Origin of the sequence: Salmonella sp. NW722, from assembly GCF_051702785.1 — a bacterium.
GTDB classification, from domain to species: domain Bacteria; phylum Pseudomonadota; class Gammaproteobacteria; order Enterobacterales; family Enterobacteriaceae; genus Salmonella; species Salmonella enterica.
In genome coordinates, this window is the sequence record NZ_JAMMIN010000005.1 from 242256 (window position 1) to 263430 (window position 21175).

At 51.5% G+C, this 21175-nt stretch carries 21 protein-coding genes, 2 tRNA genes and 2 pseudogenes; 8 read left to right on the forward strand and 17 right to left on the reverse strand.

What is annotated here, in order from left to right; genetic code table 11:
- Nucleotides 1–11: 11 nt before the first annotated feature.
- From NA330_RS14215 to NA330_RS14225, 3 genes and pseudogenes are all read left to right on the forward strand, one after another.
- A pseudogene (locus NA330_RS14215) lies at nucleotides 12–290 on the forward strand (transposase); the annotation flags it as partial.
- A gap of 680 nt (nucleotides 291–970) precedes the next feature.
- Complete coding sequence (locus NA330_RS14220; RefSeq protein WP_077917568.1) at nucleotides 971–2665, forward strand: SEL1-like repeat protein; 1695 nt, start codon at nucleotides 971–973, stop codon at nucleotides 2663–2665.
- Nucleotides 2666–2721: 56 nt separating this feature from the next.
- Nucleotides 2722–4452 (forward strand): hypothetical protein, encoded by a 1731-nt coding sequence (locus NA330_RS14225; RefSeq protein WP_023242484.1) that lies wholly within the window; start codon nucleotides 2722–2724, stop codon nucleotides 4450–4452.
- A gap of 57 nt (nucleotides 4453–4509) precedes the next feature.
- On the opposite strand, the pseudogene NA330_RS14230 reads toward NA330_RS14225, so the two are convergent.
- Nucleotides 4510–4614, reverse strand: a pseudogene (locus NA330_RS14230) (DUF520 family protein); the annotation flags it as partial.
- Nucleotides 4615–4661: 47 nt separating this feature from the next.
- Between NA330_RS14230 and NA330_RS14235 the strand changes: the two are divergent.
- Entirely contained in the window at nucleotides 4662–4835 is a 174-nt protein-coding gene (locus NA330_RS14235; protein WP_000957535.1) for a hypothetical protein, read from the forward strand.
- A 506-nt stretch (nucleotides 4836–5341) separates the two neighbouring features.
- Here NA330_RS14235 and NA330_RS14240 read toward each other — a convergent pair.
- Nucleotides 5342–6796 (reverse strand): AMP nucleosidase, encoded by a 1455-nt coding sequence (locus NA330_RS14240; RefSeq protein WP_017441829.1) that lies wholly within the window; start codon nucleotides 6794–6796, stop codon nucleotides 5342–5344.
- 45 nt (nucleotides 6797–6841) lie between these two features.
- Between NA330_RS14240 and NA330_RS14245 the strand changes: the two genes are divergently transcribed.
- Nucleotides 6842–7003: a hypothetical protein gene (locus tag NA330_RS14245; RefSeq protein WP_023888257.1), complete on the forward strand. Its 162-nt coding sequence runs from the start codon at nucleotides 6842–6844 to the stop codon at nucleotides 7001–7003.
- Here the strand turns inward: NA330_RS14245 and NA330_RS14250 are convergent.
- From NA330_RS14250 to NA330_RS14265, 4 genes are all read right to left on the reverse strand, one after another.
- Nucleotides 6992–7318, reverse strand: a complete 327-nt coding sequence (locus tag NA330_RS14250) for a DUF1493 family protein (RefSeq protein ID WP_000228159.1) — start codon at nucleotides 7316–7318, stop codon at nucleotides 6992–6994. The genes NA330_RS14245 and NA330_RS14250 overlap by 12 nt on opposite strands.
- On the reverse strand, nucleotides 7312–7776 hold the full coding sequence (locus tag NA330_RS14255; protein WP_000381834.1) for an STM2901 family protein: 465 nt from the start codon (nucleotides 7774–7776) through the stop codon (nucleotides 7312–7314). Before NA330_RS14255 ends, NA330_RS14250 begins: the two co-directional genes overlap by 7 nt.
- Before the next feature lie 420 nt (nucleotides 7777–8196).
- Nucleotides 8197–8272, reverse strand: a tRNA-Asn gene (locus NA330_RS14260).
- A 140-nt stretch (nucleotides 8273–8412) separates the two neighbouring features.
- Nucleotides 8413–9870, reverse strand: coding sequence for an EmmdR/YeeO family multidrug/toxin efflux MATE transporter (locus NA330_RS14265; RefSeq protein ID WP_001538409.1), 1458 nt, complete (start codon nucleotides 9868–9870; stop codon nucleotides 8413–8415).
- A 159-nt stretch (nucleotides 9871–10029) separates the two neighbouring features.
- Between NA330_RS14265 and NA330_RS14270 the strand changes: the two genes are divergently transcribed.
- Both NA330_RS14270 and NA330_RS14275 read left to right on the forward strand, forming a co-directional pair.
- Nucleotides 10030–10105 (forward strand) — tRNA-Asn (locus tag NA330_RS14270).
- A gap of 166 nt (nucleotides 10106–10271) precedes the next feature.
- Complete coding sequence (locus NA330_RS14275; protein ID WP_020898938.1) at nucleotides 10272–10574, forward strand: Arm DNA-binding domain-containing protein; 303 nt, start codon at nucleotides 10272–10274, stop codon at nucleotides 10572–10574.
- 18 nt (nucleotides 10575–10592) lie between these two features.
- Here the strand turns inward: NA330_RS14275 and arsB are convergent, their stop codons facing one another.
- The 5 genes from arsB to NA330_RS14300 are packed head-to-tail and all read right to left on the reverse strand — an operon-like array spanning nucleotide 10593 to nucleotide 14707.
- On the reverse strand, nucleotides 10593–11642 hold the full coding sequence (arsB, locus tag NA330_RS14280) for an ACR3 family arsenite efflux transporter (protein ID WP_001276044.1): 1050 nt from the start codon (nucleotides 11640–11642) through the stop codon (nucleotides 10593–10595).
- Nucleotides 11643–11659: 17 nt separating this feature from the next.
- Complete coding sequence (gene arsA, locus NA330_RS14285; protein ID WP_023242483.1) at nucleotides 11660–13420, reverse strand: arsenical pump-driving ATPase; 1761 nt, start codon at nucleotides 13418–13420, stop codon at nucleotides 11660–11662.
- A gap of 43 nt (nucleotides 13421–13463) precedes the next feature.
- Complete coding sequence (arsD, locus tag NA330_RS14290) at nucleotides 13464–13826, reverse strand: arsenite efflux transporter metallochaperone ArsD (protein WP_000849417.1); 363 nt, start codon at nucleotides 13824–13826, stop codon at nucleotides 13464–13466.
- Nucleotides 13827–13859: 33 nt separating this feature from the next.
- Nucleotides 13860–14336: an arsenate reductase ArsC gene (locus NA330_RS14295; RefSeq protein ID WP_023242482.1), complete on the reverse strand. Its 477-nt coding sequence runs from the start codon at nucleotides 14334–14336 to the stop codon at nucleotides 13860–13862.
- On the reverse strand, nucleotides 14333–14707 hold the full coding sequence (locus NA330_RS14300) for an ArsR/SmtB family transcription factor (RefSeq protein ID WP_001041816.1): 375 nt from the start codon (nucleotides 14705–14707) through the stop codon (nucleotides 14333–14335). Before NA330_RS14300 ends, NA330_RS14295 begins: the two co-directional genes overlap by 4 nt.
- A gap of 413 nt (nucleotides 14708–15120) precedes the next feature.
- On the opposite strand from NA330_RS14300, the gene NA330_RS14305 reads away from it, so the two are divergent.
- On the forward strand, nucleotides 15121–15306 hold the full coding sequence (locus NA330_RS14305; protein WP_023242481.1) for an Arm DNA-binding domain-containing protein: 186 nt from the start codon (nucleotides 15121–15123) through the stop codon (nucleotides 15304–15306).
- Between the two features lie 148 nt (nucleotides 15307–15454).
- Here NA330_RS14305 and ldtA read toward each other — a convergent pair whose 3' ends face one another.
- From ldtA to NA330_RS14335, 6 genes are all read right to left on the reverse strand, one after another.
- Entirely contained in the window at nucleotides 15455–16384 is a 930-nt protein-coding gene (gene ldtA / locus NA330_RS14310; RefSeq protein ID WP_001252817.1) for a L,D-transpeptidase, read from the reverse strand.
- Nucleotides 16385–16461: 77 nt separating this feature from the next.
- On the reverse strand, nucleotides 16462–17532 hold the full coding sequence (cobT, locus tag NA330_RS14315) for a nicotinate-nucleotide--dimethylbenzimidazole phosphoribosyltransferase (RefSeq protein ID WP_001193983.1): 1071 nt from the start codon (nucleotides 17530–17532) through the stop codon (nucleotides 16462–16464).
- A gap of 26 nt (nucleotides 17533–17558) precedes the next feature.
- Nucleotides 17559–18302 carry an adenosylcobinamide-GDP ribazoletransferase gene (cobS, locus tag NA330_RS14320; protein ID WP_000039997.1) on the reverse strand — a complete coding sequence of 248 codons (744 nt, stop codon included), beginning with the start codon at nucleotides 18300–18302 and terminating at the stop codon, nucleotides 17559–17561.
- Nucleotides 18299–18844, reverse strand: a complete 546-nt coding sequence (cobU, locus tag NA330_RS14325) for a bifunctional adenosylcobinamide kinase/adenosylcobinamide-phosphate guanylyltransferase (protein ID WP_000973145.1) — start codon at nucleotides 18842–18844, stop codon at nucleotides 18299–18301. Before cobU ends, cobS begins: the two co-directional genes overlap by 4 nt.
- Nucleotides 18841–20361 carry a cobyric acid synthase gene (locus tag NA330_RS14330; protein ID WP_023242480.1) on the reverse strand — a complete coding sequence of 507 codons (1521 nt, stop codon included), beginning with the start codon at nucleotides 20359–20361 and terminating at the stop codon, nucleotides 18841–18843. The genes cobU and NA330_RS14330 overlap by 4 nt, the downstream gene beginning before the upstream one ends.
- Complete coding sequence (locus NA330_RS14335; protein ID WP_001808107.1) at nucleotides 20358–21173, reverse strand: energy-coupling factor ABC transporter ATP-binding protein; 816 nt, start codon at nucleotides 21171–21173, stop codon at nucleotides 20358–20360. The genes NA330_RS14330 and NA330_RS14335 overlap by 4 nt, the downstream gene beginning before the upstream one ends.
- Nucleotides 21174–21175 lie beyond the last annotated feature (2 nt).

A 21175-nucleotide genomic window follows, 5' to 3' on the forward strand; every position in this document is an offset into this window, starting at 1 on the left:
AGCGAGCAGCGGATGGAGCTGGTTACCACAGTTCACAGTTAGTGAAAGACTGGGCGGAGGTGGTAAATATCAGGCTGCATTACCTTCCCCCTTACAGTCCAAACCTGAATCCGATAGAACGAATGTGGAAATTAATGAACGAACATGCCCGGAATAATCGCTACTTCAGCAGTACGCGAGAGTTCAGGGACGCAATATCTGTCTTTTTTAACCAGACGCTGCCGGATATAGCGGACTCACTGACATCTCGAATTAAAGATCACTTTCAGGTGCTCACTCCCGCATCTTGAGGTTTATTGGGTATATAATCGTTAATAATCATCAGCGCGTTATTATCAAATTAAAAACAACGCGCTCGTAATACTTAAATTATTCTTACTGGTAACTGAAGCAAACTCTCCTGCCAGAATATGCTCCTCGCATCTTTACATTAACTCTTTGTTTCTATAGCATGAAATAAGTTTCAGGGAGTTATTATTCATACAAGGAGAACATCTTGAAGAAAATATTCATAACAATTATAGTTTCATTATATTGCGCGAATATATGTGCAAAACAATCCCCCAGTACAGAATCCAAACCCGTTAATTTCATCGCCCAAATTGGAAATATCGATTTTAATAAAACTGCCATTAGCAGTGACCTGAAACTTTTACTCGCCGACCGTTATTATTTTAAAGATAAAACACCCTGTAATACTAATACCCTTTCTGCGCGCGCAGAATCAATGGGACTGACGACAGAGGAATATATTAATAAAATACGCAGTTTAAGACCGGCTATTCTCGATGACCGTTATTTTTACCTGACGGTCGATCAGTGCGATGCTGGCGGCACGCCCATGCTGACTGGAATCGAGCTATGTACCGAAGCGCTGTGCGGTGCCGAATACATGAAAAGATCGTCTGACTTGTGGCTGGATGATGAACTGCAACCGACGGTTAAACGTCAGGCAACAACAGTAGTCCATATGCCTCTCCCCTATGACAAAGAGAAAAAATTATGGAAAGTCACCGGCTGGTATCTGGAATCCTCAGAAGAAACAGGGGAAGTGATGCAGAGTAAACAGATAGCCTTTGAAGGCTATACCAACGAAGAAAACTTCGCTAACCGACAACGAGTTTCTGTATTTAAATCTTTCTATGAAAGCGGCAATCTCAAAAGTATTTATCATTATAATGCGCAAAATAAGCGTGACGGAAAAGCTGAAACTTACTTTGATGAAAAAGACAAAATAGCGGAAACGCTGACGTTTAAAGATGGTCAACCCGAAGGGGAATACATCGTATACCATGAAAACGGAGCCGTTGAAAGTAAACGTTACTTTGCCCAAGGTAAAATTAAAGATGGCGAATGCCCACATTTTTATGATAACGGCGTTTTAAAACAAAAACACAGCTATTTAAATCAGAAACTGGAAGGCCCGGCATTTGAATATTTCCCTGATGGGAAAATAAAGGAGAAATATTCATACAGTAAAGGCACCATTGTCGGCACCAGTACGGAATATTATTCTACCGGTAAAATTCGTGGTGTTTACCACAGAAATAACCAAGGTGAAAACGACGGAACGTTCGAACAATACAGTGAAGAGGGCAAACTCCTTTCTAAAGCGACCTATAAAAATGGCAAACAGCTTTCTGCTCAGAGCTGGTATGGAAATGGGCATCCCAAAGAAGAATCCTCTTTTGATAGTGAAGGCCGTAAACATGGTGCGGTCAAAGAATGGTTCAGCAACGGAAAGCCTGCCTCATCCAAAATGTATAAACATGATGTGTTAGACGGGGATTCCGAAAAGTGGTACGAAAATGGTCACCGCGAATCAGTCTATCCCTATAAAAACGGTATGCTAAATGGGGACGTTAAGCACTGGAATGAACAGGGCAAACTCACCTATACCACCGAATATAAAGACGATAAAAAGCAGGGAGCCGATCGCCGCTGGAGCGAACGTACCGGCAAACTTGTTGAAGAGGTTATGTTTGCTAATGATGAAAGAAACGGCCTGAAAAGAGAGTTTAACGATCGTACGGGTAAGGTCTTAAGTGCGCTGCCCTATGTCGATGGCGACAAGGAAGGTACAGAAGAAGCCTATGATGAAGACGGCATAAAATACATCCGTTGTTACCACAACGATGAAGAGCTTTCAGAGCTATATGCACCGACTGACGTCACCAATAAGGCAAAGCAGGGTGACAGCACTGCGCAATATCATTTAGGTAAGTATGAGTTTGAATGCACAAACTACGATGCGGCGATGAAATGGTTAACTCAGTCCGCAGAGCAAAATCATCCCGGCGCGCTTCTCTTTTTGGCCTATGCGTACAACGACGGTGATGGCGTAGCGCAAGACAGCAAAAAATATCTCTCCTATTTATTCAAAGCGGCAGAGCTTGGCGAAAGTTATGCGCAGTTAGAAGTGGGATATTTAAATCTTATCGGCGAAGGAATGCCGAAAAACCTGCCGGAAGCCTATAAGTGGATTAAAAAATCCGCTGACCAGGGAAATGCTCAGGCGCACTATAACCTTGGACTCATGTACAGGAATGGTGATGGCGTTGAGAAAGACCTCAACAAAGCCAAACTTCATCTTACAGCGGCGGTAAAAGGCGGCGTCAAACCTGCACTGGCAGCCTTAAAGGAATTAACGCCTCAAACTAAGTAAATATGACTTTGCTGTAAAGAGGCTATTCAAACGGAACTGAAAGGATACACGTTGCTATGAAATTTAAATTCGCCACATTACTCACAGCCGCCACGGTTTTTTACTCTTATCAGAGCGTTGCACAAAGTCAGCAATCGCCTGATGTCTGGTCAGTTGTCGAACAGAAACTGCAAAATGCCGTCCCTTTAAATGAAAACACCACTTTTAAATCGCAGGCAGCCTGGTTTGAATTACACAGGGAACTGTTTATGTACGGCCCGATGAGCCGTGCGGATGCATTACTGAAAAAGCTGGACACACAATCGAATGATGCGAAGTTTTCGCTAAACCATGAGGCCTCGTGGATCGCTGAAAATAATAGCCCGGATGCCGCGATGGTTTTCCTGTCCAAAATTGGTCTCGATAAACCGTCGAGCATTACCGCCTACGAGAGCTACGTTGATGGCTGGGTTAATCGCAAACAGCCTGAAAAAGCCTTAGCCCTTCTTAGCAAAAATGCCGACGCGAGGAATTTTTATTTAGCCACGGTTTTAGAATCCTGGCACTCAGAGCCTGATAAAACCGCCGCTATTTATAATGAAAATTACGCTGATAAAATTGTTGTTCCTTATACTCAGCTAAAAATGCTGCTTATTATTGCGAAGCAGTACCATGCCAAGGGCGACACCGCAAAGGCGTTGGTTTACGCAGATAGCGCGCTGAAAATGTTTGATACGGCTATTGCTCAACAACCGAGTGCTGAAGCCTACCGTTATCAAGAGTATCTCGACCTGATGGAGATCTATTACGCCACGGGTAATAAAGAGAAGGCGATGGCGTTGTCTGCGAGATTGCGCAAAGCAACCGGCAATAAAGGAAGCTATTTCCAGTATTCATTATCGGGATTGCTCTCTTTTTATAAGAAAAACGAGCTGACACAGAATTATCAAGAGACGCTTTCAACCTATGTGACGCAGGTCGATAAAATATTCAATTTTGCCCCTTCGCCGCGCATTGAAATGGAGCTGATTAATTTATTAAGCAAGCTTGATGATGTTGCGCTGATGAATAAGCGTATCGATTTGCTGATGAGCGCGCCGGAATATACCTGCTACGACGACAGGTATTGCTACGAGTACAAAATCAAAGCGCTGAAGAATCTCTTTCAGCATAAGCAGAATGCTGTGGCGGAAAAGCATATCGCAACCCTCTCCGCCGAGGCGCAAACCCTGACGTTCGCCGAATGGGAAGATGCAACAAATGAAATAGGTGAAGTACTCAAAGAAATTGGTCATCCTGAGGCAGCGCAAAAATTAGCCGTCAGCGCCGAGGCGATTTACCTCAGCCAGGCAAAAGCCTGGCCTGATGAAGATATGTCGCGTTCCTTTCAAAGGCTTGCGGAGCTTTACGGCTATGGCAACGACACGGTGAATGCCAAACGGGTGTTACACCAGCACGTTCCCTCTCTCGAAGAGGAGGCGATGATCGACCACTACATGAATGCAAAACAGTGGAGTCAGGCAAGGGAATTGATGATTAACGCAGACAGGGTCGATAATAAAAACCTGATGCTGTTACGCCAGATTTGTTCTGAAAACACGCCCGAGTGTCAGGAACATATTACCTTTACGCTGAAAAAATTAACCACGCAGGCGTCGATTACCCGCCAGGACGACACCGGTAATCAGCAGCTTTATCAGATTGGGAATATTTTTCACAGATTGGGTATCATACCGGGAGCGGAACAGCAGGCGTTGATTCAGGCGTTGTATAACAAGGCCGCAGAGCCTAAAAAAGCCACGCCTTAATCGATTTACCCGCCCTGCCACCTTTCTCACATGCGGGAAGGCGGCGGGCGGGAAAAATCAATCGCGGAAGTTTTTGAACTGGAACGGCTGGCCCAGATTGCCGCCGCGCACCAGCGCCATCGCTGCCTGCAGATCGTCGCGGGATTTACCGGTCACACGCACTAACGTAAATTCGAATCCAAACCCACAGAGATTACCGCAAGATATTAATGTTGACCCAACACCGCCTGCCGGAAGACCCGCGCTGGAACGCCCTGCACGAGGAGTTCAGCTTTGACGACGACGACAACCTGCTGGGCATGAACATGCCGCCCGAAGGTGGCGAGCATCAGGCGAAAGTCAAAGGCGACCGCCTGCTGCTACAGGGCAGACCACCACTATGAGTACGGCGAGTCCGGCAATCCCATCGCTGACCGCTGGGGCAAGGCGCAGTGCCGGGAGCACCGATTTGAATGGAACGGCGAGCACCGGCTGGTGCGCTTTACCGACGTGCGCCAGCTTTGCGCGCCACTCGTGGCGCTATGAGTTCGATAATGACGTGACCACCCTATATCCCTGCCCAACGCGAAAATCCTCAGTATCAAGCCTTCTGACACCCCTTTAAGCTGACCGCTTCTCACGGTCGGTATCTGCTTGTTAATCCGGGCTTGTGGGTCAGGCGCTCAAGGAGCGTGAAGTGCGACGCAATGTTTTCGCCTTCCGGCGCGTTTCCTGGCGTAGACGCGATTATCGGCGGCAGGTATCCGGCGATGGTGATGAAGCTCGCGGCACAATAAGGCCTTGGCGGGATGCAAAATCGCCTCCCGCTAAGGCTTCATTCAGCCGCTTTTCATATCACATAAATACGCCTCTTCCACTCCTGTCCAACAGCAGGCGACAGCTCATTTCGTTAGCGAAACGGTGGCTCATTAAACGTGCGTAATTTACGTGAGTGCAAACGATCACCTTCTGCGCGTAGTAAATCAATAGCACGAATACCAATTTGCAAATGTTCTGAAATAGCCCCCTCATAAAACCGGTTTGCCTGCCCGGGCAGTTTAATTTCACCGTGTAAAGGTTTGTCAGAAACACAAAGCAGCGTGCCGTAAGGCACGCGGAAGCGATAGCCCTGGGCTGCAATCGTCGCGCTCTCCATATCAATCGCGACCGCGCGGCTAAGGTTGAATCGCAGCGCCGATGCGGAATAACGAAGCTCCCAGTTACGATCATCCGTGGTGACGACCGTTCCCGTGCGCAGTCGCTGTTTCACCTCTTCGCCGGGCATTCCGCTAACCGCTTTGGTAGCGTCGTACAGCGCACGCTGTACTTCCGCAATGCTTGGAATAGGAATATCAGGCGGCAGAACGGCATCCAGCACATGATCATCGCGTAAGTAGGCATGGGCCAGCACATAATCGCCAATCGCCTGACTTTCTCGTAACCCTCCACAGTGCCCAATCATAAGCCAGACGTCAGGCCGCAACACGGCCAAATGGTCGCAAATCGTTTTAGCATTTGAAGGGCCGACACCGATATTTACCAGCGTAATCCCCTGCCCATCTGCCGTTACCAGGTGCCAGGCGGGCATCTGATGCTTCTTCCAGGCCAGATCGGAAATAGCCTCTTCCGGCGCTTCCGTTTCTGCCGTGATCCAAATTCCGCCAGCACAGGAAAGCGCGACATAGGGACTGTCAGGATCAAGAATTTGGCTGCATCCCCAGCGCACAAACTCATCGACATAGCGGGTGTAGTTGGTAAACAAAACGAAGGGCTGAAAATGTTCAACCGGCGTACCGGTATAGTGCCGTAACCGGGCCAACGAGAAGTCAACACGACGCGCGTCGAAGTGCGATAACGGATAGAATTCGCCGGGGTGGAACAGACCGTCTGCTGTCTCATCGCCAATCTGCGCCAGTTCTGTGGTAGGAAAATGGCGCGTTAGCCCAGCACTCATAGAACGATCCAGCGTCAGAGCCGAGCCATCGATCACGTAAGGATACGGGATCTCATGGTGCGAGGCCTCCACCGCAATATGCGCGCCATAATCATGGTAAACGAGGTTAAGCTGTTCCAGAAGATAAGCGCGAAATAGCGCAGGCCGCGTAACGGTAGTGGTATAACAGCCAGGATGAGTAAAGCGTCCAAAAGCGCGTGTTTTAGGCGGGTTCGGTGTCGCGCCATCCCAGCTTACAGACAGCGAAGGATAAACAAACAGTCCGTTAAGCCTGGCGTGGGGATCGGGCAGCGTACCGTTATCAACATAGTCAGCGATGGCTTCACGGAGCGCGTTAACCGACTGCTCGTACAGCTCCTCCAGGCGATCCAGCGCCTGCTCGGGCGTCAGGTTTGTGCCTTTATTTTCCATATTATTCTCCTTAGCGTTCACAGGTGAGGCACGTCATTCGATAGTATGACAGCAAAGGAGGAAACTAAAGGGGTTAGCGTAAGGGTGGCGGCAGTAAACATGAACCCTTTAAAAAGAAAAGAGAACTATCTTAGCGCCACCATCATCGCTCAAAAAGAAGGGTACTGGTACAGCCATTTGTTAAGTTCATTACAATTAGTCATATAACCATTTCCCGGCTTTTGCTGACTCGATCAGCATGCTGATAGTGAAATCTGGGACGGGTACAGGCTCCGTTTTCTTGAACGGATGCCATGAAAAAGGGTGATTAGGAAAATAGGTTTCTATTCTGAAGTTACCTCGCTCGACATTGAGTTTCTCGAAGAATTTATTCATGAGATCTTCGGCTTCAAGTTCATCAATGCTCAGATCAGTATCAAGGTCAATCTCTGGTGTTAATTCCACTTGCTTAATGTTGAAAAGATATGTGCCAGCATAAGGCCGTACAAGCTCGTAAACTTGCTGTTCAATATTGTCTACCATAACTTATCATTGCCCCGAGCAATGGTATTGTAGTCGCGTATAGTGCGATATGTTATTTGTGACACATCTGCGGCAAGGATAATTTCCCCGATCAAAGGAATGGAACGTCCAACAAACGGCGCAATATTACGAACCATAACACGTCTGGCTGTCCATGGGGTGTAACCGCCTAACCATGTCGGAAGGGATATTCCAAAGGGAAATTTTGACTTTTTAAACACTGCACGTGCAGTCCTGGACGCGTATGATGTGCCTTTAGTCGCTCCAGCGGGTTTCGCCCTTGTCCAGAGATTATTACGACCTGATAGCAGAGCAACAACGGCCCCGAAATCTGCAACACCAATCCCAAACTGGCTTGCGGTATTCTCACAAAAAATCATAAACAGAAGTTCGGCAGCAGTCAGATTGGATTTTCCTGCATAGAAGTATGTTCCATTTAGTTCTTCTACTGTATCCATTAGAAACTCTATAGTTGCTATTTTGGTTTACTTATTGTACAGCCTTGTTTCGAATGAAAGAAATCAATCTTTTGGGAAAGAACGGATCAAGATCACGGGAAATATCTGAAATCAGATGAAAGAGACGGTCGCGATTCCCACCAAGGGCATCACCTCGCAAGCTTGTGTGATCGCTCCGTTTGAACCGAACGCATCTATATGTCAGCATACTGATACGGATTTGATCTTGCGGATAGCGGTATCGGTTAATGCCATAGGAGGGGGCTCCATTTACTCAACGAACCGTGAGGCCCCGATTAAGCCCCCAAAAACCATGGATGTCAAAAAACCCGGTAAACCTTCTCAGGTCAACCGGGTAAAGATAAGTTATTGTTTTTTTAAACGTCTCCGGACTCGCTGGGATATCCCGAAACTAAAATTTGGCTCCTCTGACTGGACTCGAACCAGTGACATACGGATTAACAGTCCGCCGTTCTACCGACTGAACTACAGAGGAATCGTTTGAACGGGGCGAATATTAACGAGGTGCCCCTGGCTTGTCAAAGCCTGTTTTCACAAAAAAAGTTCGTTTGCTGCTTTATTCCACACTTCGGTTAAAATTCACCGTTTCCTGATGATTTTCACAGCAAAAAGCGCTTACTCCCTCTTTACGCGCGGGTATCTCCACAGCCAGCGCCCGCTTACCAGACGCCAGTAAAACAGTGCGCCGCGCACGGCCCAGTCAAGAAACATCCCCAGCCAAACCCCTACAACCCCCATACCCAGCACAATACCAAGCGTATACCCTGCCACAACGCGACAGCCCCACATCCCCAGCATCGATACCCACATCGCAAATCGCACATCGCGCGCGCCTTTAAAACCCGACGGCAGCACCCACGCGGCCGCCCAAATTGGCATAAAGGCAGCATTAAGCCAGAGCAGAACTTTCACTACCTCTTTTACGTCCTGCTCCTGGGTATAAAATGAGGCAAACAGACCCGCGAACGGCGCTGTCCCCCAGGCGATTGCCGTAAGTACGATAGTCGACATCCAGAATACATGGCGCAGTTGACGCTCTGCCTGACCAATTTGTCCGGTACCAAGACGCTTACCGGTGATAATAGTCGACGCCGAACCAAGGGCGTTACCCGGCAGGTTGATAAGCGCCGCCACGGAAAAGGCAATAAAGTTACCCGCAATAACGTTAGTGCCCATTCCGGCGACAAACATTTGCGTCAGTAGCTTGCCACCGTTGAACAGCACTGATTCAATGCTCGCCGGAATACCGATACCCATCACTTCCCAGATAATGCCGAAATTCAGCGGCTTCAGATAGCTTTTCAGCGGAATGCGCAGCGCCGGATTAAAACCAATCATCAGCACCCAAATAATCGCTACCGCGCCGATGTAGCGCGAAATGGTTAATCCCAGCCCCGCGCCGGCAAAACCCAGCCCTTGCCAGGAGAAAGCCCCGTAAATCAGGATGCTGCTGATGATAATATTGAGAATGTTCATCCCGCCGTTAATCATCAACGGGATTTTCGTATTCCCTGCCCCACGCAGCGCGCCGCTACCGATTAGCGCAATTGCCGCAGCCGGATAACTCAGCACCGTCAGTTCAAGGTACGTTAACGCCAGCCCCTTTACTTCTGGCGTCGCCTCGCCTGCGACAATATTAATAATTTCACTGCCGAAATAATGAATGACCACTGCCAGCACAACGGCAAATAGCGTCATAATCACCAGCGACTGGCGCGCCGCCGCCCTTGCCCGTCGCCTGTCGCGCTTGCCCAGGCTAAAGGCAACCACCACCGTAGTACCAAGATCGATAGCCGCAAAAAAAGCCATAATTACCATATTAAAACTGTCGGCAAGCCCCACGCCCGCCATTGCTTCCTTGCCCAGCCAACTGACGAGAAAAGTACTGAGCACGCCCATTAGCAAAACACAGGTATTTTCCAGAAAAATAGGGATAGCAAGTGGGGTGATTTCACGCCAGAACAACACTTTGTAGCTCTTGCGTTTGGCATACCAGGGCGTACGGACGACAGCCTGGCGTAAGGCAGTGGAGACGTTCAAAATGGACCTTAAAGAAGAGAGTTGAAACCACATTTCAATAATGAGCGAGAAATCGTAAGGCTGCAAAGCTTTTTGCAGAAAAAATGTCTGCAAATGCAACAAAGTGATGAGATAACCCGCAATCGAATCTGTAAGAGGTTAAATGGGGTTTGACAAAAATTTTTCCGCCGCTAATATACGACCCCACACGATTCCTCTGTAGTTCAGTCGGTAGAACGGCGGACTGTTAATCCGTATGTCACTGGTTCGAGTCCAGTCAGAGGAGCCAGATTTTAGTTTCGGGACATCCTGGTGAGTCCGGAGACGTTGAAAAAAACAAGAACTTATCTTTACCCGGTTAACCTGATAAGGTTTGCCGGGTTTTTTGACACCCATAGTTTTTGGGGACTTAATCGGGGGCCTCACGGTTCGTTGAGAAAATGAAGCCCCCGCCGATGGCATTAACCGATACCGCTATCCGCAAGATCAAACCCACCGAGAAATCCTTCAAGATTACCGACAGTTCAGGACTCTACCTGCTGATCAAACCCAACGGCTCGAAACTCTGGTACATGAAGTACCGCATTGACGAGAAAGAGAAGAAGCTGGCTTTTGGCCCCTATGCGGTGAAAAAACAGTTAATCAGGTCGAACCCTGCGCAAAATCTGGATGGTGAGTTCACGCCGCCTGAAACACAGCATTACCCGGCCCTGCCCCTTGAGAAACTGCCTGAATGTTTGTCGCGAACGGATAATTAGAGAGGGATAATATCTCCGCTAAGCTCTCTCATACCACCCTTTCGAACGATTCACCACTCGCACAACCAGCAGCATCACCGGCACCTCAATGAGCACCCCAACCACGGTCGCCAGCGCCGCACCGGAATGAAAACCAAACAGGCTGATTGCCGCTGCGACAGCCAGTTCAAAGAAGTTCGATGCGCCGATCAGGCTGGATGGACAGGCAATATTGTGCTTTTCGCCCACCAGTCGATTCAACCCATAGGCCAGTGCCGAGTTAAACAGCACCTGAATCAGAATTGGCACCGCCAGCAGGGCAATGACCAGCGGCTGTTGCAGAATGGCTTCGCCCTGAAACGCAAACAGTAACACCAGCGTTGCCAGTAATGCCGCCATTGACCACGGGCCGATTTTCGTCAGCGCATTATCGAATGCCGCTTGCCCCTTGCGTAGCAGGGCCTTACGCCAGAGCTGGGCCAGAATAACCGGCACAACGATGTATAGTACCACGGAGGTTAACAGGGTGGCCCACGGCACGATGATTGAGGACAAGCCGAGCAGCAGCCCAACAATCGGCGCAAAGGCGAAAATCATGATGGCATCGTTCAGCGCCACCTGCGACAGCGTGAAATAAGGGTCGCCGTTGGTGAGTCGGCTCCAGACAAACACCATTGCCGTACAGGGCGCGGCAGCCAGCAGAATAAGCCCGGCAATGTAGCTGTCAAGCTGATCGTCTGGCAGCCACGGCGCAAATAAATAACGGATAAACAGCCAGCCGAGCAGCGCCATTGAGAATGGTTTAACCAGCCAGTTGATAAACAACGTTACGCCGATCCCGCGCCAGTGCGCTTTGACCTGCCCCAAAGCCCCAAAATCAATGCGCAGCAGCATAGGAATAATCATTACCCAGATAAGTAAACCGACCGGCAAATTAACGCGGGCAATCTCCAGACCGCCGATAACGCGAAAGACGCCCGGCACCACCTGTCCGAGCAAAATGCCGATGGCGATGCAGAGCGCAACCCAGACGCTCAGGTAACGTTCAAACAGGTTCATGGCCGGAGCGGCCTGGGTTTGTGCTGACATGTCAGGCTCCTTTGGGGTTATTTTTCGGTTGTGCTCAGTTGTAGTAAACGCTCAACGCCGACAGGCTCTTCCGCCTGTAGCGGCACCAGCGCACAGCGTCGGGCATGGTGGGTACAGACGGCATCAATCTGCGACCGTTCGCGTTCGGCACGCTGGCGCAGCAGCGGCGATGTAGTCGGCGTATTGATCAGGCTGTTATTAATGACCCAGCCCCACGGTTCAATCCCCGCGCGACGCAGGTCGTCCTGCAAATGAGCGGCTTCCAGCACCGGGGTGGTTTCCGCCAGCGTGGCGATGAGAACTTTTGTCTGATCGCTGTCCTGCAGGCGCATCATGGGCGTCAGTACGGGCTGACCGTGTTCCCCGGTCAGTCGGGCAATCTCACGGTGGTAAGCGCCGGTGGCGTCAAGCAGTAGCAATGTATGGCCGGTTGGCGCTGTATCCATAACGACAAACTGCTTACCCGCTTCCTGAATGATGCGTGAAAAAGCCTGAAACACGGCAATTTCTTCCGTACAGGGAGAACGCAGATCTTCTTCAAGAACGGCACGCCCCTGTTCGTCGAGGTTTTTACCCTGCTCAGCCATCACCTGCTGCCGGTAACGCTCGGTTTCAGCCTGCGGGTCGATACGGCTGACGCTCAGACCGTCGAATGAGCCGTCCAGCGTGTCGGTCAGGTGCGCCGCCGGATCGGATGTGGACAGGTGAACCGGATAACCGCGACGGGCCAGTTCAACGGCAATCGCCGCTGCCAGCGTAGTTTTCCCCACACCGCCTTTGCCCATCAACATGATCAGGCCATGTCCCTGCGACGCGAATCCGTCGATCAGTGATGACAATGAAGGAAGATCTACGGGGGAGATATCTCCGACTTCCGCCGGGGAGCCAGTTGAACTGTCGTCCAACAGACCCCGTAATGCCGCCAGCCCTACCATATTGAACGGTTTTAACGGCAGGCGATCGCAGGGCAATGCGCGCAGGTTATCAGGTAAATGTTGCAGCGCCTGTTGTTCACGCTGATACAGTGCCTGCGCCAGCTTATCGCGTACGGTTTCCTGCTCAGGCAACAGGCCGTTAATGACCAGATACTGCTGCGTCAGACCGATGGCGGCCAGTTCGTCATAGGTACGCGATACTTCTTTCAGCGTTGCGGTTTGCGCTCTGGCAACCAGCACCATCCGCGTCAGTTCCGCATTCGCCAGTGCGTCTACGGCGGCGCGATACTGGCTGCGCTGTTTTTCCAGCCCGGCCAGCGGTCCGAGACAGGACGCACCGTGCTGGCTGTTGTCGAGATAACCGCTCCACGCGCCGGGCAGTTGCAGCATTCGTAGCGTATGCCCGGTTGGCGCGGTGTCGAACACAATATGATCGTACTCATCGCGCAGTTGCTGATTAGTCAGCAGCGCGGTGAATTCGTCAAAGGCGGCAATCTCGGTGGTACAGGCACCGGAGAGCTGTTCCTCAATACCCGCCACGATATCGTCTGGCAGGATCCCCCGTACCGGTCCAACAATGCGCTCACGGTATGCCGCTGCGGCAGCGGACGGATCGACTTCCAGCGCAGCCAGTCCGTTGACCGCTGCAATCGGGGTTATCTGATGACCGATAGTCTGTTCAAATACCTGCGCCACATTGGAAGCCGGATCGGTGCTGACCAACAGTACACGTTTGCCAGAGGCGGTCAGATGAATCGCGGTAGCACAGGCCAGCGATGTTTTACCCACACCGCCTTTACCGGTAAAAAACAAAAAGGGGGGCACCTGCCGAAGCATCAGCATAAAAAAGACTCCTTTAAATTAAATAAAGCGGGAAATCAGTCCGTCAGCAGCACTTATCGCCGCCGCAACAGGAGGAAGCCGCTGGCGTAAAACTCGAATAGACGGTAAGCCCCATCCAACGCGCCAGTTCCTCTCTGCGAGGGTAGCGACCAGCCAGTGCGACTTCACCATCCACCAGAATCAGCGGTAGCGCCTCTTTGCCGGAACGGGCCAGAAAGCCTTTAACGATTTCGTTCTGTGCGAAGAGCAATGGTTGCTGCGCCAGATTGAAACGCTCAATATTGACGCCCTGCGTTCTGGCCCACTCAAAATCAGCGGCGAATGCGACCAGCGCCGGATCGGTTTCCGGGCCACAGACGCCGGAAGAACAGCATAATGCGGGATCGAAAATCTGAATCGTCTTCATTTGACTCTCCATCAATTATTGAAATACAGGTCGTTAAAAAATTTCGCCAATACGATCCAGTTCAACTTTCAGACGAGCGCGATCGTGCAGCAATTCATTCAGCGGCAGCGCCAGAAAAGCTTCAATACGCGCACGTAATGTCTGGTAAGCAGTGACAAAAGCCGCATCGATTTCGGCATCGCTACCGGTAGCACGAGCCGGATCGTCAACGCCCCAATGGGTACGCATCACGTTACCGAGCCAGGCCGGACAGGTTTCTCCGGCAGCGTTTGAACAGACTGTCACGACAATATCCGGCGTCTGCGGCAGATCGTTCCACAATTTGCTGAAATAGCCTTCTGTTGAAATGCCTTCCCGCGCCAACAACGCCAGTGCTCGGGGATGTACGTAACCCGCCGGGTGACTGCCTGCGCTCATGGCGCGCCATCCGGCAGGAGCCAGATGGTTAAACGTGGCTTCGGCCAGCACGGAACGGCAGGAGTTGCCGGTACAGAGAAAAAGTACGTTCATGATTTACTCTTTTTCGTGGTGTTGAGTGGTGGTAAAACGGCTTCTGAGCAGGAAGAAGCCGAACGAAAATCCGCGCATTGTTCCGGGTGGCCTGAGCAGCACTCCTCGGTCAGCCAGCCGATTAAATCCAGCATCAGTGGGATGTTGGCACGATAACGCTGGTAACGACCTTCCTGTTCTACCGTCAGCATCCCGGCTTGCGTCAGCGCCTTTAAATGAAACGATAAGTTAGTCGGCGGGATATCCAGCGTTGAAGCGATCTCCCCGGCAACCATGCCCTCGGTACCCATTTTTATCAGTAGGCGATATACGTCCAGACGTACACCGGAGGAGAGGGATTCAAAGATGGTTGTGGCAGTTTGTTTGTTCATAATGTGGGGCGGCCCTCTATGATTCAATATTTCAATCATTATTGAATAATCGAATTAATTCAAGTATCCGTTAATAATATCTAGTGGAAATGGCAAGATGGGGGGAAATAATCCCACTTTTAAAATGTGATAAAAATCACATTCTTAGTGCATCATTACGATCGGGGCTTTTATAAGGGCCTTATTTTGAATTTAGAAAATAAATATTTTATTATTCAATGAGATAAAAAACGCACCCAGTCAGAGGAGCCAAATTCCTGTTTTCAGGCATCTCAGCATGTCTCAATAGTATTTTGATTCAGAGAGTTAGCGTAGAAAACTGTCTCAGTGCATATTGATTTATCTCTCCGCATCGGGACAAATTGGTGGTCTGATTTGGGGTCACTTCAGTTCGATAAAGGAGTGACCACCACATGCCCCTTACTGACAGTAAAATCCGCGCTACTAAACCTTCACCAACTCCCTTTAAACTGATCGCTTCTCACGGTCTGTTTCTGCTTATCAATCCGGGCGGTTCCCGCCTCTGGTATCTCAAATATCATTTCGACCGAAAAGAATACTCGGCGCGGTGGATAAGAGAGCCTTGCAGACGCATATGAAAAACCTCCGGCGATACCGGAGAAAAGATTTATGACTTTGAGCTTAATCGGAGGGCTCACGGTTCGCTGAGAAATGGAGCCCCTGCCATGACACTCACTACTAATACAGATACTCCAGCCCATGAAAACCAGCAATGTGGCGGGATATTTAAAGGCCAGACCTGCCCGCGCTAATGTTGACCGGCATTCCGGAACGGCGCTCCAGCACCTCATTAACCCGCGAAGTATCAACGTCATCCCCTTTGATAAACGTGCGCAGCACTGGCGTAACGGGCAATGGAACTTTTTTGTCTGACTCAAATTCAGCACGGTTGCGAGAAAGCGGTTCGTGTACCTCCAGCCAACGACTGCCATCCGGCTCTACCGAAAATTTAACGGGCCTGTCGATAATCTGAACGCGGGTTCCTACAGGAACATGGTCGAATAAATATTTAATATCGTCATTGCGTAAACGGATACAGCCCTGACTGACGCGAAGGCCAATGCCAAAGTTAGCATTAGTGCCATGGATGGCATATAACCTGCCGATATATATTGCGTATAGCCCCATAGGGTTATCCGGCCCCGCAGGCACCATCGCGGGCAGCGTTTTTCCCTCTTTAGCATATTCCCGACGCGTATTAGCCGTTGGCACCCAAACCGGGCCATCTTGTTTGCGTTCAACCGCAGTTACCCAGTTGCGCGGCGTTTCACGGCCAGCCTGACCAATACCAATGGGTAGCACCTCAACCGTATTCGTGCCTGCGGGATAATAATAAAGGCGCATCTCGGCGACGTTTACCACAATACCTTCACGAACGGTGTCAGGCAGAATCAACTGCTGCGGCACTACCAGTGTGGAACCAGACTGAGGTAAAAACACATCCACGCCGGGATTCGCTTCAAGCATATTACTCAGCCCCTGACCGTAGCGGGCGGCAAATGACTCTAAGGGCTGAGTATTGTTCTGTGGTACGGCGATTGTGACAGGCTGTCCTACCAGACGACTGCCTTCGGGCGGCAACGGATAGCTTATAGCCAGCGAGAAATGGCTTACCAACAAGACGAAAAACGGAAAAAAAGGTGTGATACGACGCATTATATCCCTTCCTTTGTCGCGGCAGGTGTGCGTTAAGTATAGCTTTTTTCTCACATGGCTGGTGTTGTGCGCCCGGGTTATGTTGCGTTTGCGTTCCCCTCCGGCAGGACAATATTACTGGCCGCTAACTCCCCCATATTGTGGAACATGGCGCACGCGGCTTCCACGATCGGCATCGCCAGCGCCGCGCCGCTTCCTTCACCTAACCGCATCGCCATATGCAAATAGGGTTCCATAGACAAATGCGCGAGCGCGATGCGGGCACCCTTTTCCGCCGAAAAGTGCGACGGGATCAGATAAGGTCTCACCGCAGGCGCAATCTGACAGGCCGCCAGCGCTGCCGAGTAGGAAAGAAAGCCATCCAGCAATACGGGTAAGCCACACCTTGCCGCGCCAAGCATCACGCCGGTCATCCCGACCAGATCGAAACCACCCACCTTCGACAACACATCAATGCCATCGCGCGGATTGGGCTGATTAATCGCAATCGCCCGCCGCACGACGTCCACTTTATTATCGATGCGGGAAGGCGGAAGATTCGCGCCAATCCCCACCACCTCTTTTGCATCACTTCCTGTAAAAACGCTGACCATCGCGGCGGCTGGCGTAGTGTTCGCCATTCCCAGCTCCCCTACGCCAAATAAGGTCACGCCGCGTTGCGCCAGGTCGCAGGTGTAGCGGGAAACCTCCAGCAAAAGCGCCTCAGCCTGCAAGCGACTCATCGCCGGGCCAACGGCAATATTTCCGCAGCCGCGCGCGACGCGCATATTAACTACGCCAGGAATAGGTTCGGCATCAATACCGACATCAATGACATGCACCTTCGCACCGGCCTGAGCGGCAAGCACGCATACGCCGGTTGTTCCCCGCGTCATATTCGCCGCCTGAATCGCCGTCACGATTTTGGGCGAAACCGCTACGCCTTCATCCCAGACGCCATGGTCGGCGCACATCACCAGCACCGCCTTTTCACCTACCTGCGGCGTACCGTTAAGACCCGGCATACCCGCGAGCTGAACGGCTAAGGTTTCCAGTCTGCCCAGGCTGCCCGGCGGTTTGAGCAGGCCGTCAATATGTTGCTGCGCACGCGCCATCGCCTCGGCGTCCGGCGCAGGAATGTCACGGAGTAAAGCGTGTAGTGTCTGCATAAGATGTCTCGTCCGTAATAATCGGCTCATAACAGAGCCAGCAGAAAGATCAGTTCGCCAAGTTCGATCGCCGCGCCCAGCGTATCGCCGGTTTGACCGCCAAGCGTACGTTTAAGCAACTGGCCAAGGATGAAAATCGCCGCGCATGTGACCACCATTGCGGCCAACCCTTGCATACCAGGCAGTAATACCGTGGCGACGATTACCGCCAATCCCAGAGTAATGCAGGTTTGCCGTCCGCTGACTTTACCGATAAATACATTGCCAAGCCCCTCTTCACGGGCGTAGCGATGACGGTACATCAATAAAACGGCGCTGCCGCGCCCAGCCGCACAGGCCGCTGCCAGCGCCGCCAACATTGGCGTTCCACGTAACGCCAGTTCGCTGACCACCAGAATTTTTGCCAGTAGCACAAAAATAAGCGCCAGCCCGCCATGGGTTCCCAGACGACTATCACGCATAATCTCCAGCATTCGCTCACGGCGGCGCGCGGAAAAAATGCCATCGCAGGTATCGGCCAGCCCATCCAGGTGAAAACCACCGGTCAGCAGCGCCAGCGCCAGAATACAGAACAACGCCGCTAGCGGAATACCGCACCAGGGTTGCAGGAGGATGAAAATCAGGCCGCTTACCCCTCCCAGAATCAACCCGATAAAGGGAAACATCACGATCCCACGCGAATACTGCTCGAAATCCAGTCCCTGCGACCAGCGTGACGGCACGGGCAAGCGGCTAATAAAAGCGAGCATGGCCCAAAACAGCTTACTCATTTAATTTTGACTCCAATACCTGAGACCACCAGCCAGACCTCATCCGCCGCTGCCGCCAGTCGTTGGTTGACCCGACCGGCAATATCACGAAAATGGCGCGCCAGACGGTTTTCCGGGACGATCCCCATTCCCACCTCATTTGTCACCAGTACCACTTTCGCCGGGCAGCGCTGGCAGGCTGCAATTAAAATCTGAATTTCATCGTCAATGGCGCGCTCCATCGCCGCATAATCCCACTGTTCGGGATCGTTTTCGCCTCCCAGCGCAAACAGCAGATTCGTCACCATGGTGGTAATACATTCCAGCAAAATCGCGTCGTCAGGAGCAAGATCCGCGGTAATCAACGTATCAAGATGCCGCCAGCATTCTGCGGTCCGCCAGTGTGCCGGCCTGCCATCTTTATGATGCTGAATTCTCGCCGCCATCTCGTCATCAAGAATCTGCGAGGTGGCGATATACAGTACCTGCGGCGCATCGCCAATTAAGGCTTCAGCATGACGGCTTTTACCACTACGCGCCCCGCCCGTCACCAGAATCATCATACCGGCTCCTGATGTTGTTGCATGATGGTATAAATTTTATCAATATCAATATGTTGCCGCATCGTTTCCGCCAGCAGATCAAATTGCCGCGCTTTATGCTCCGCATAACAAAAAGTCGTTTCCCACGGCGCAAGCCCTTTTCGCGCCCGTAACCCATTGACCACCGCACGAGTAAACGCATCGCTGTCAAACAGGCCATGAAGGTAAGTGCCAAACGCCAGTCCGTCGGCGGTGACCGCGCCATCCGCCACAGAGCATCCATTTTTCTGTAACGTCATGGCCGTACAGCATCCTTCCTGTAGCACCGTTTCCCCCATGTGAATTTCATAACCGCGTACCGGTAGCCCCGCCGCGGCAGCCAGCCAGCCGGGCAGCTCGCCTGACATTGTCGCGTTAACCTGCGTCGTGGTTTTATCCTGTGCAAAGCGAGTGATCGTATTAAGCAGCCCCAGGCCCGGCTGCGTACCCAGCCCCGACTCCACCTCATCCACAATGGTGTCGCCCAGCATCTGGTAGCCGCCGCAAATCCCCATCACCGGCACGCCCTGCCGATGTGTCTGCAATACCGCATCCGCCATCCCGCTTTCGCGCAGCCAGGCGAGGTCGCTCAGCGTATTCTTACTGCCCGGCAGGATCACCAGATCAGCGTCAGTCAACGCTTCCGGGCGGCGAATATAGCGTATGCGCACATCCGGCTGCGCCGCCAGAGCGTTAAAATCCGTAAAGTTAGAAATATGTGGCAGTTGCACAATGGCAATAGTGATATCACGGGGGGCGTTACCGCGATATTTATCGTTTTGCAGCGCGACGCCATCTTCATCTTCCAGATCCACATCCAGCCATGGCATCACTCCCAGGACCGGGACGCCAGTAAGCGATTCGATTTGTTCGATACCGGAATAGAGTAGCGCCACGTCGCCGCGGAATTTGTTGATAATGACGCCCTTTACTCTGTCACGCTCCTGTTTATGCAGCAGCGCCAGCGTGCCATAAATAGCGGCAAATACGCCGCCCCGGTCGATATCCGCCACCAGAATAACCGGACACTGGGCCATTTCCGCCATTCCCATATTGACGATATCGCGATCGCGCAGATTGATTTCCGCCGGGCTTCCGGCGCCTTCCAGCACAATAACGTCATATTCCTGCGCCAGGCTGTTATAGACCGCAAGGATTTGCTCACGCAAACGCGGTTTATAGTCATGGTAACTAACCGCATCCATATTGGTCGCCACTTTCCCCATCAGCACGATCTGCGCCTGGCGATCGCTGGTCGGTTTGAGCAGCACCGGGTTCATACGCACATCTGGCGTGATCCCCGCGGCTTCCGCCTGAAAAATTTGCGCCCGCCCCATCTCTTTACCATCCGGCGTAATACCAGAATTAAGCGCCATATTTTGCGATTTAAACGGCGCGGTACGCAGACCATCCTGATAAAAAATGCGGCATAAACCCGCCGCCAGCACACTTTTGCCGACGTCGGATGCCGTCCCCTGCAACATAACTGCCTGCGTCATGACGCCTCCCTGAATACGCACTTTTGCATTCGATGAAAAAACTCCGTTTCTGTTTTACACAGCGGCAGTCCCAGTTGAGTATGAAGTTTGACCAGCCAGGGCTGGGTTAGCCCCGCTTGTTCCATCGCTTCCGTACACGCGAAAACCTCGCCAGGCGCGCCATGCGTCAGGATCTGGCCCTGGCGTAACACGTATACGGCATCGCTAATTTCATAAATAAGATCGATATCATGGCTGGAGATAATGACATGATTTCCCTGCGCCACAATCCGCCTGATGATAGCAATCATCTGAGTGCGCCCTGCGGGATCGAGACCAGCAGTGGGTTCATCCAGCAATAGATAGCGCGCCTGTAGCACTAGCGCTCCAGCGATAGCCACACGTTTTTTTTGCCCATGACTCAAACACTGAATGGGCTGATGGCGAAAATGTTGGGCGTCAACCAGCGTTAGCGCCTCGTCGACGCGGCGCGTGATTTCCGCCTCCGGCACCCCCAAATTACGTAAACTAAACGCAATATCGCTATCGATATCAGTATAAAAAATCTGCTGTTCAGGGTCCTGAAAAACCGTCGCAACTTGCTGGCGCAGCGCCAGTAGTCCGCGCTTGCTGTAATCCAGCGGTTTTCCCTGCCACAATACGGCCCCTTTTTGCGGACGCAACAGGCCGCTCAGGTTCATAAAAAGCGTAGACTTCCCACAGCCGTTCGCGCCCACCAAACCGGTAACAGGCGAGAGCGAAAAATCCAGATTTAACCCTTTAAGTACCGGCTCATCCTGATAACGAAACCACAGGTCTGAAGTGGCAAGCATAA

Coding starts and splice junctions, on each gene's coding strand:
- cobU (WP_000973145.1), bottom strand. CDS start 18,844: ATGATGATTCTGGTGACGGGCGGGGCGCGTAGTGGTAAAAGCCGTCAT.
- ldtA (WP_001252817.1), bottom strand. CDS start 16,384: ATGCGTCGTATCACACCTTTTTTTCCGTTTTTCGTCTTGTTGGTAAGC.
- NA330_RS14330 (WP_023242480.1), bottom strand. CDS start 20,361: ATGACGCAGGCAGTTATGTTGCAGGGGACGGCATCCGACGTCGGCAAA.
- NA330_RS14265 (WP_001538409.1), bottom strand. CDS start 9,870: ATGTGGTTTCAACTCTCTTCTTTAAGGTCCATTTTGAACGTCTCCACT.
- NA330_RS14335 (WP_001808107.1), bottom strand. CDS start 21,173: ATGCTTGCCACTTCAGACCTGTGGTTTCGTTATCAGGATGAGCCGGTA.
- NA330_RS14245 (WP_023888257.1), top strand. CDS start 6,842: ATGACAGCAAAGGAGGAAACTAAAGGGGTTAGCGTAAGGGTGGCGGCA.
- arsB (WP_001276044.1), bottom strand. CDS start 11,642: ATGTCAGCACAAACCCAGGCCGCTCCGGCCATGAACCTGTTTGAACGT.
- NA330_RS14240 (WP_017441829.1), bottom strand. CDS start 6,796: ATGGAAAATAAAGGCACAAACCTGACGCCCGAGCAGGCGCTGGATCGC.
- arsD (WP_000849417.1), bottom strand. CDS start 13,826: ATGAAGACGATTCAGATTTTCGATCCCGCATTATGCTGTTCTTCCGGC.
- NA330_RS14275 (WP_020898938.1), top strand. CDS start 10,272: ATGGCATTAACCGATACCGCTATCCGCAAGATCAAACCCACCGAGAAA.
- NA330_RS14235 (WP_000957535.1), top strand. CDS start 4,662: ATGTTGACCCAACACCGCCTGCCGGAAGACCCGCGCTGGAACGCCCTG.
- arsA (WP_023242483.1), bottom strand. CDS start 13,420: ATGCTGATGCTTCGGCAGGTGCCCCCCTTTTTGTTTTTTACCGGTAAA.
- cobT (WP_001193983.1), bottom strand. CDS start 17,532: ATGCAGACACTACACGCTTTACTCCGTGACATTCCTGCGCCGGACGCC.
- cobS (WP_000039997.1), bottom strand. CDS start 18,302: ATGAGTAAGCTGTTTTGGGCCATGCTCGCTTTTATTAGCCGCTTGCCC.
- NA330_RS14295 (WP_023242482.1), bottom strand. CDS start 14,336: ATGAACGTACTTTTTCTCTGTACCGGCAACTCCTGCCGTTCCGTGCTG.
- NA330_RS14255 (WP_000381834.1), bottom strand. CDS start 7,776: ATGGATACAGTAGAAGAACTAAATGGAACATACTTCTATGCAGGAAAA.
- NA330_RS14225 (WP_023242484.1), top strand. CDS start 2,722: ATGAAATTTAAATTCGCCACATTACTCACAGCCGCCACGGTTTTTTAC.
- NA330_RS14250 (WP_000228159.1), bottom strand. CDS start 7,318: ATGGTAGACAATATTGAACAGCAAGTTTACGAGCTTGTACGGCCTTAT.
- NA330_RS14300 (WP_001041816.1), bottom strand. CDS start 14,707: ATGAACAAACAAACTGCCACAACCATCTTTGAATCCCTCTCCTCCGGT.
- NA330_RS14220 (WP_077917568.1), top strand. CDS start 971: ATGCCTCTCCCCTATGACAAAGAGAAAAAATTATGGAAAGTCACCGGC.
- NA330_RS14305 (WP_023242481.1), top strand. CDS start 15,121: ATGCCCCTTACTGACAGTAAAATCCGCGCTACTAAACCTTCACCAACT.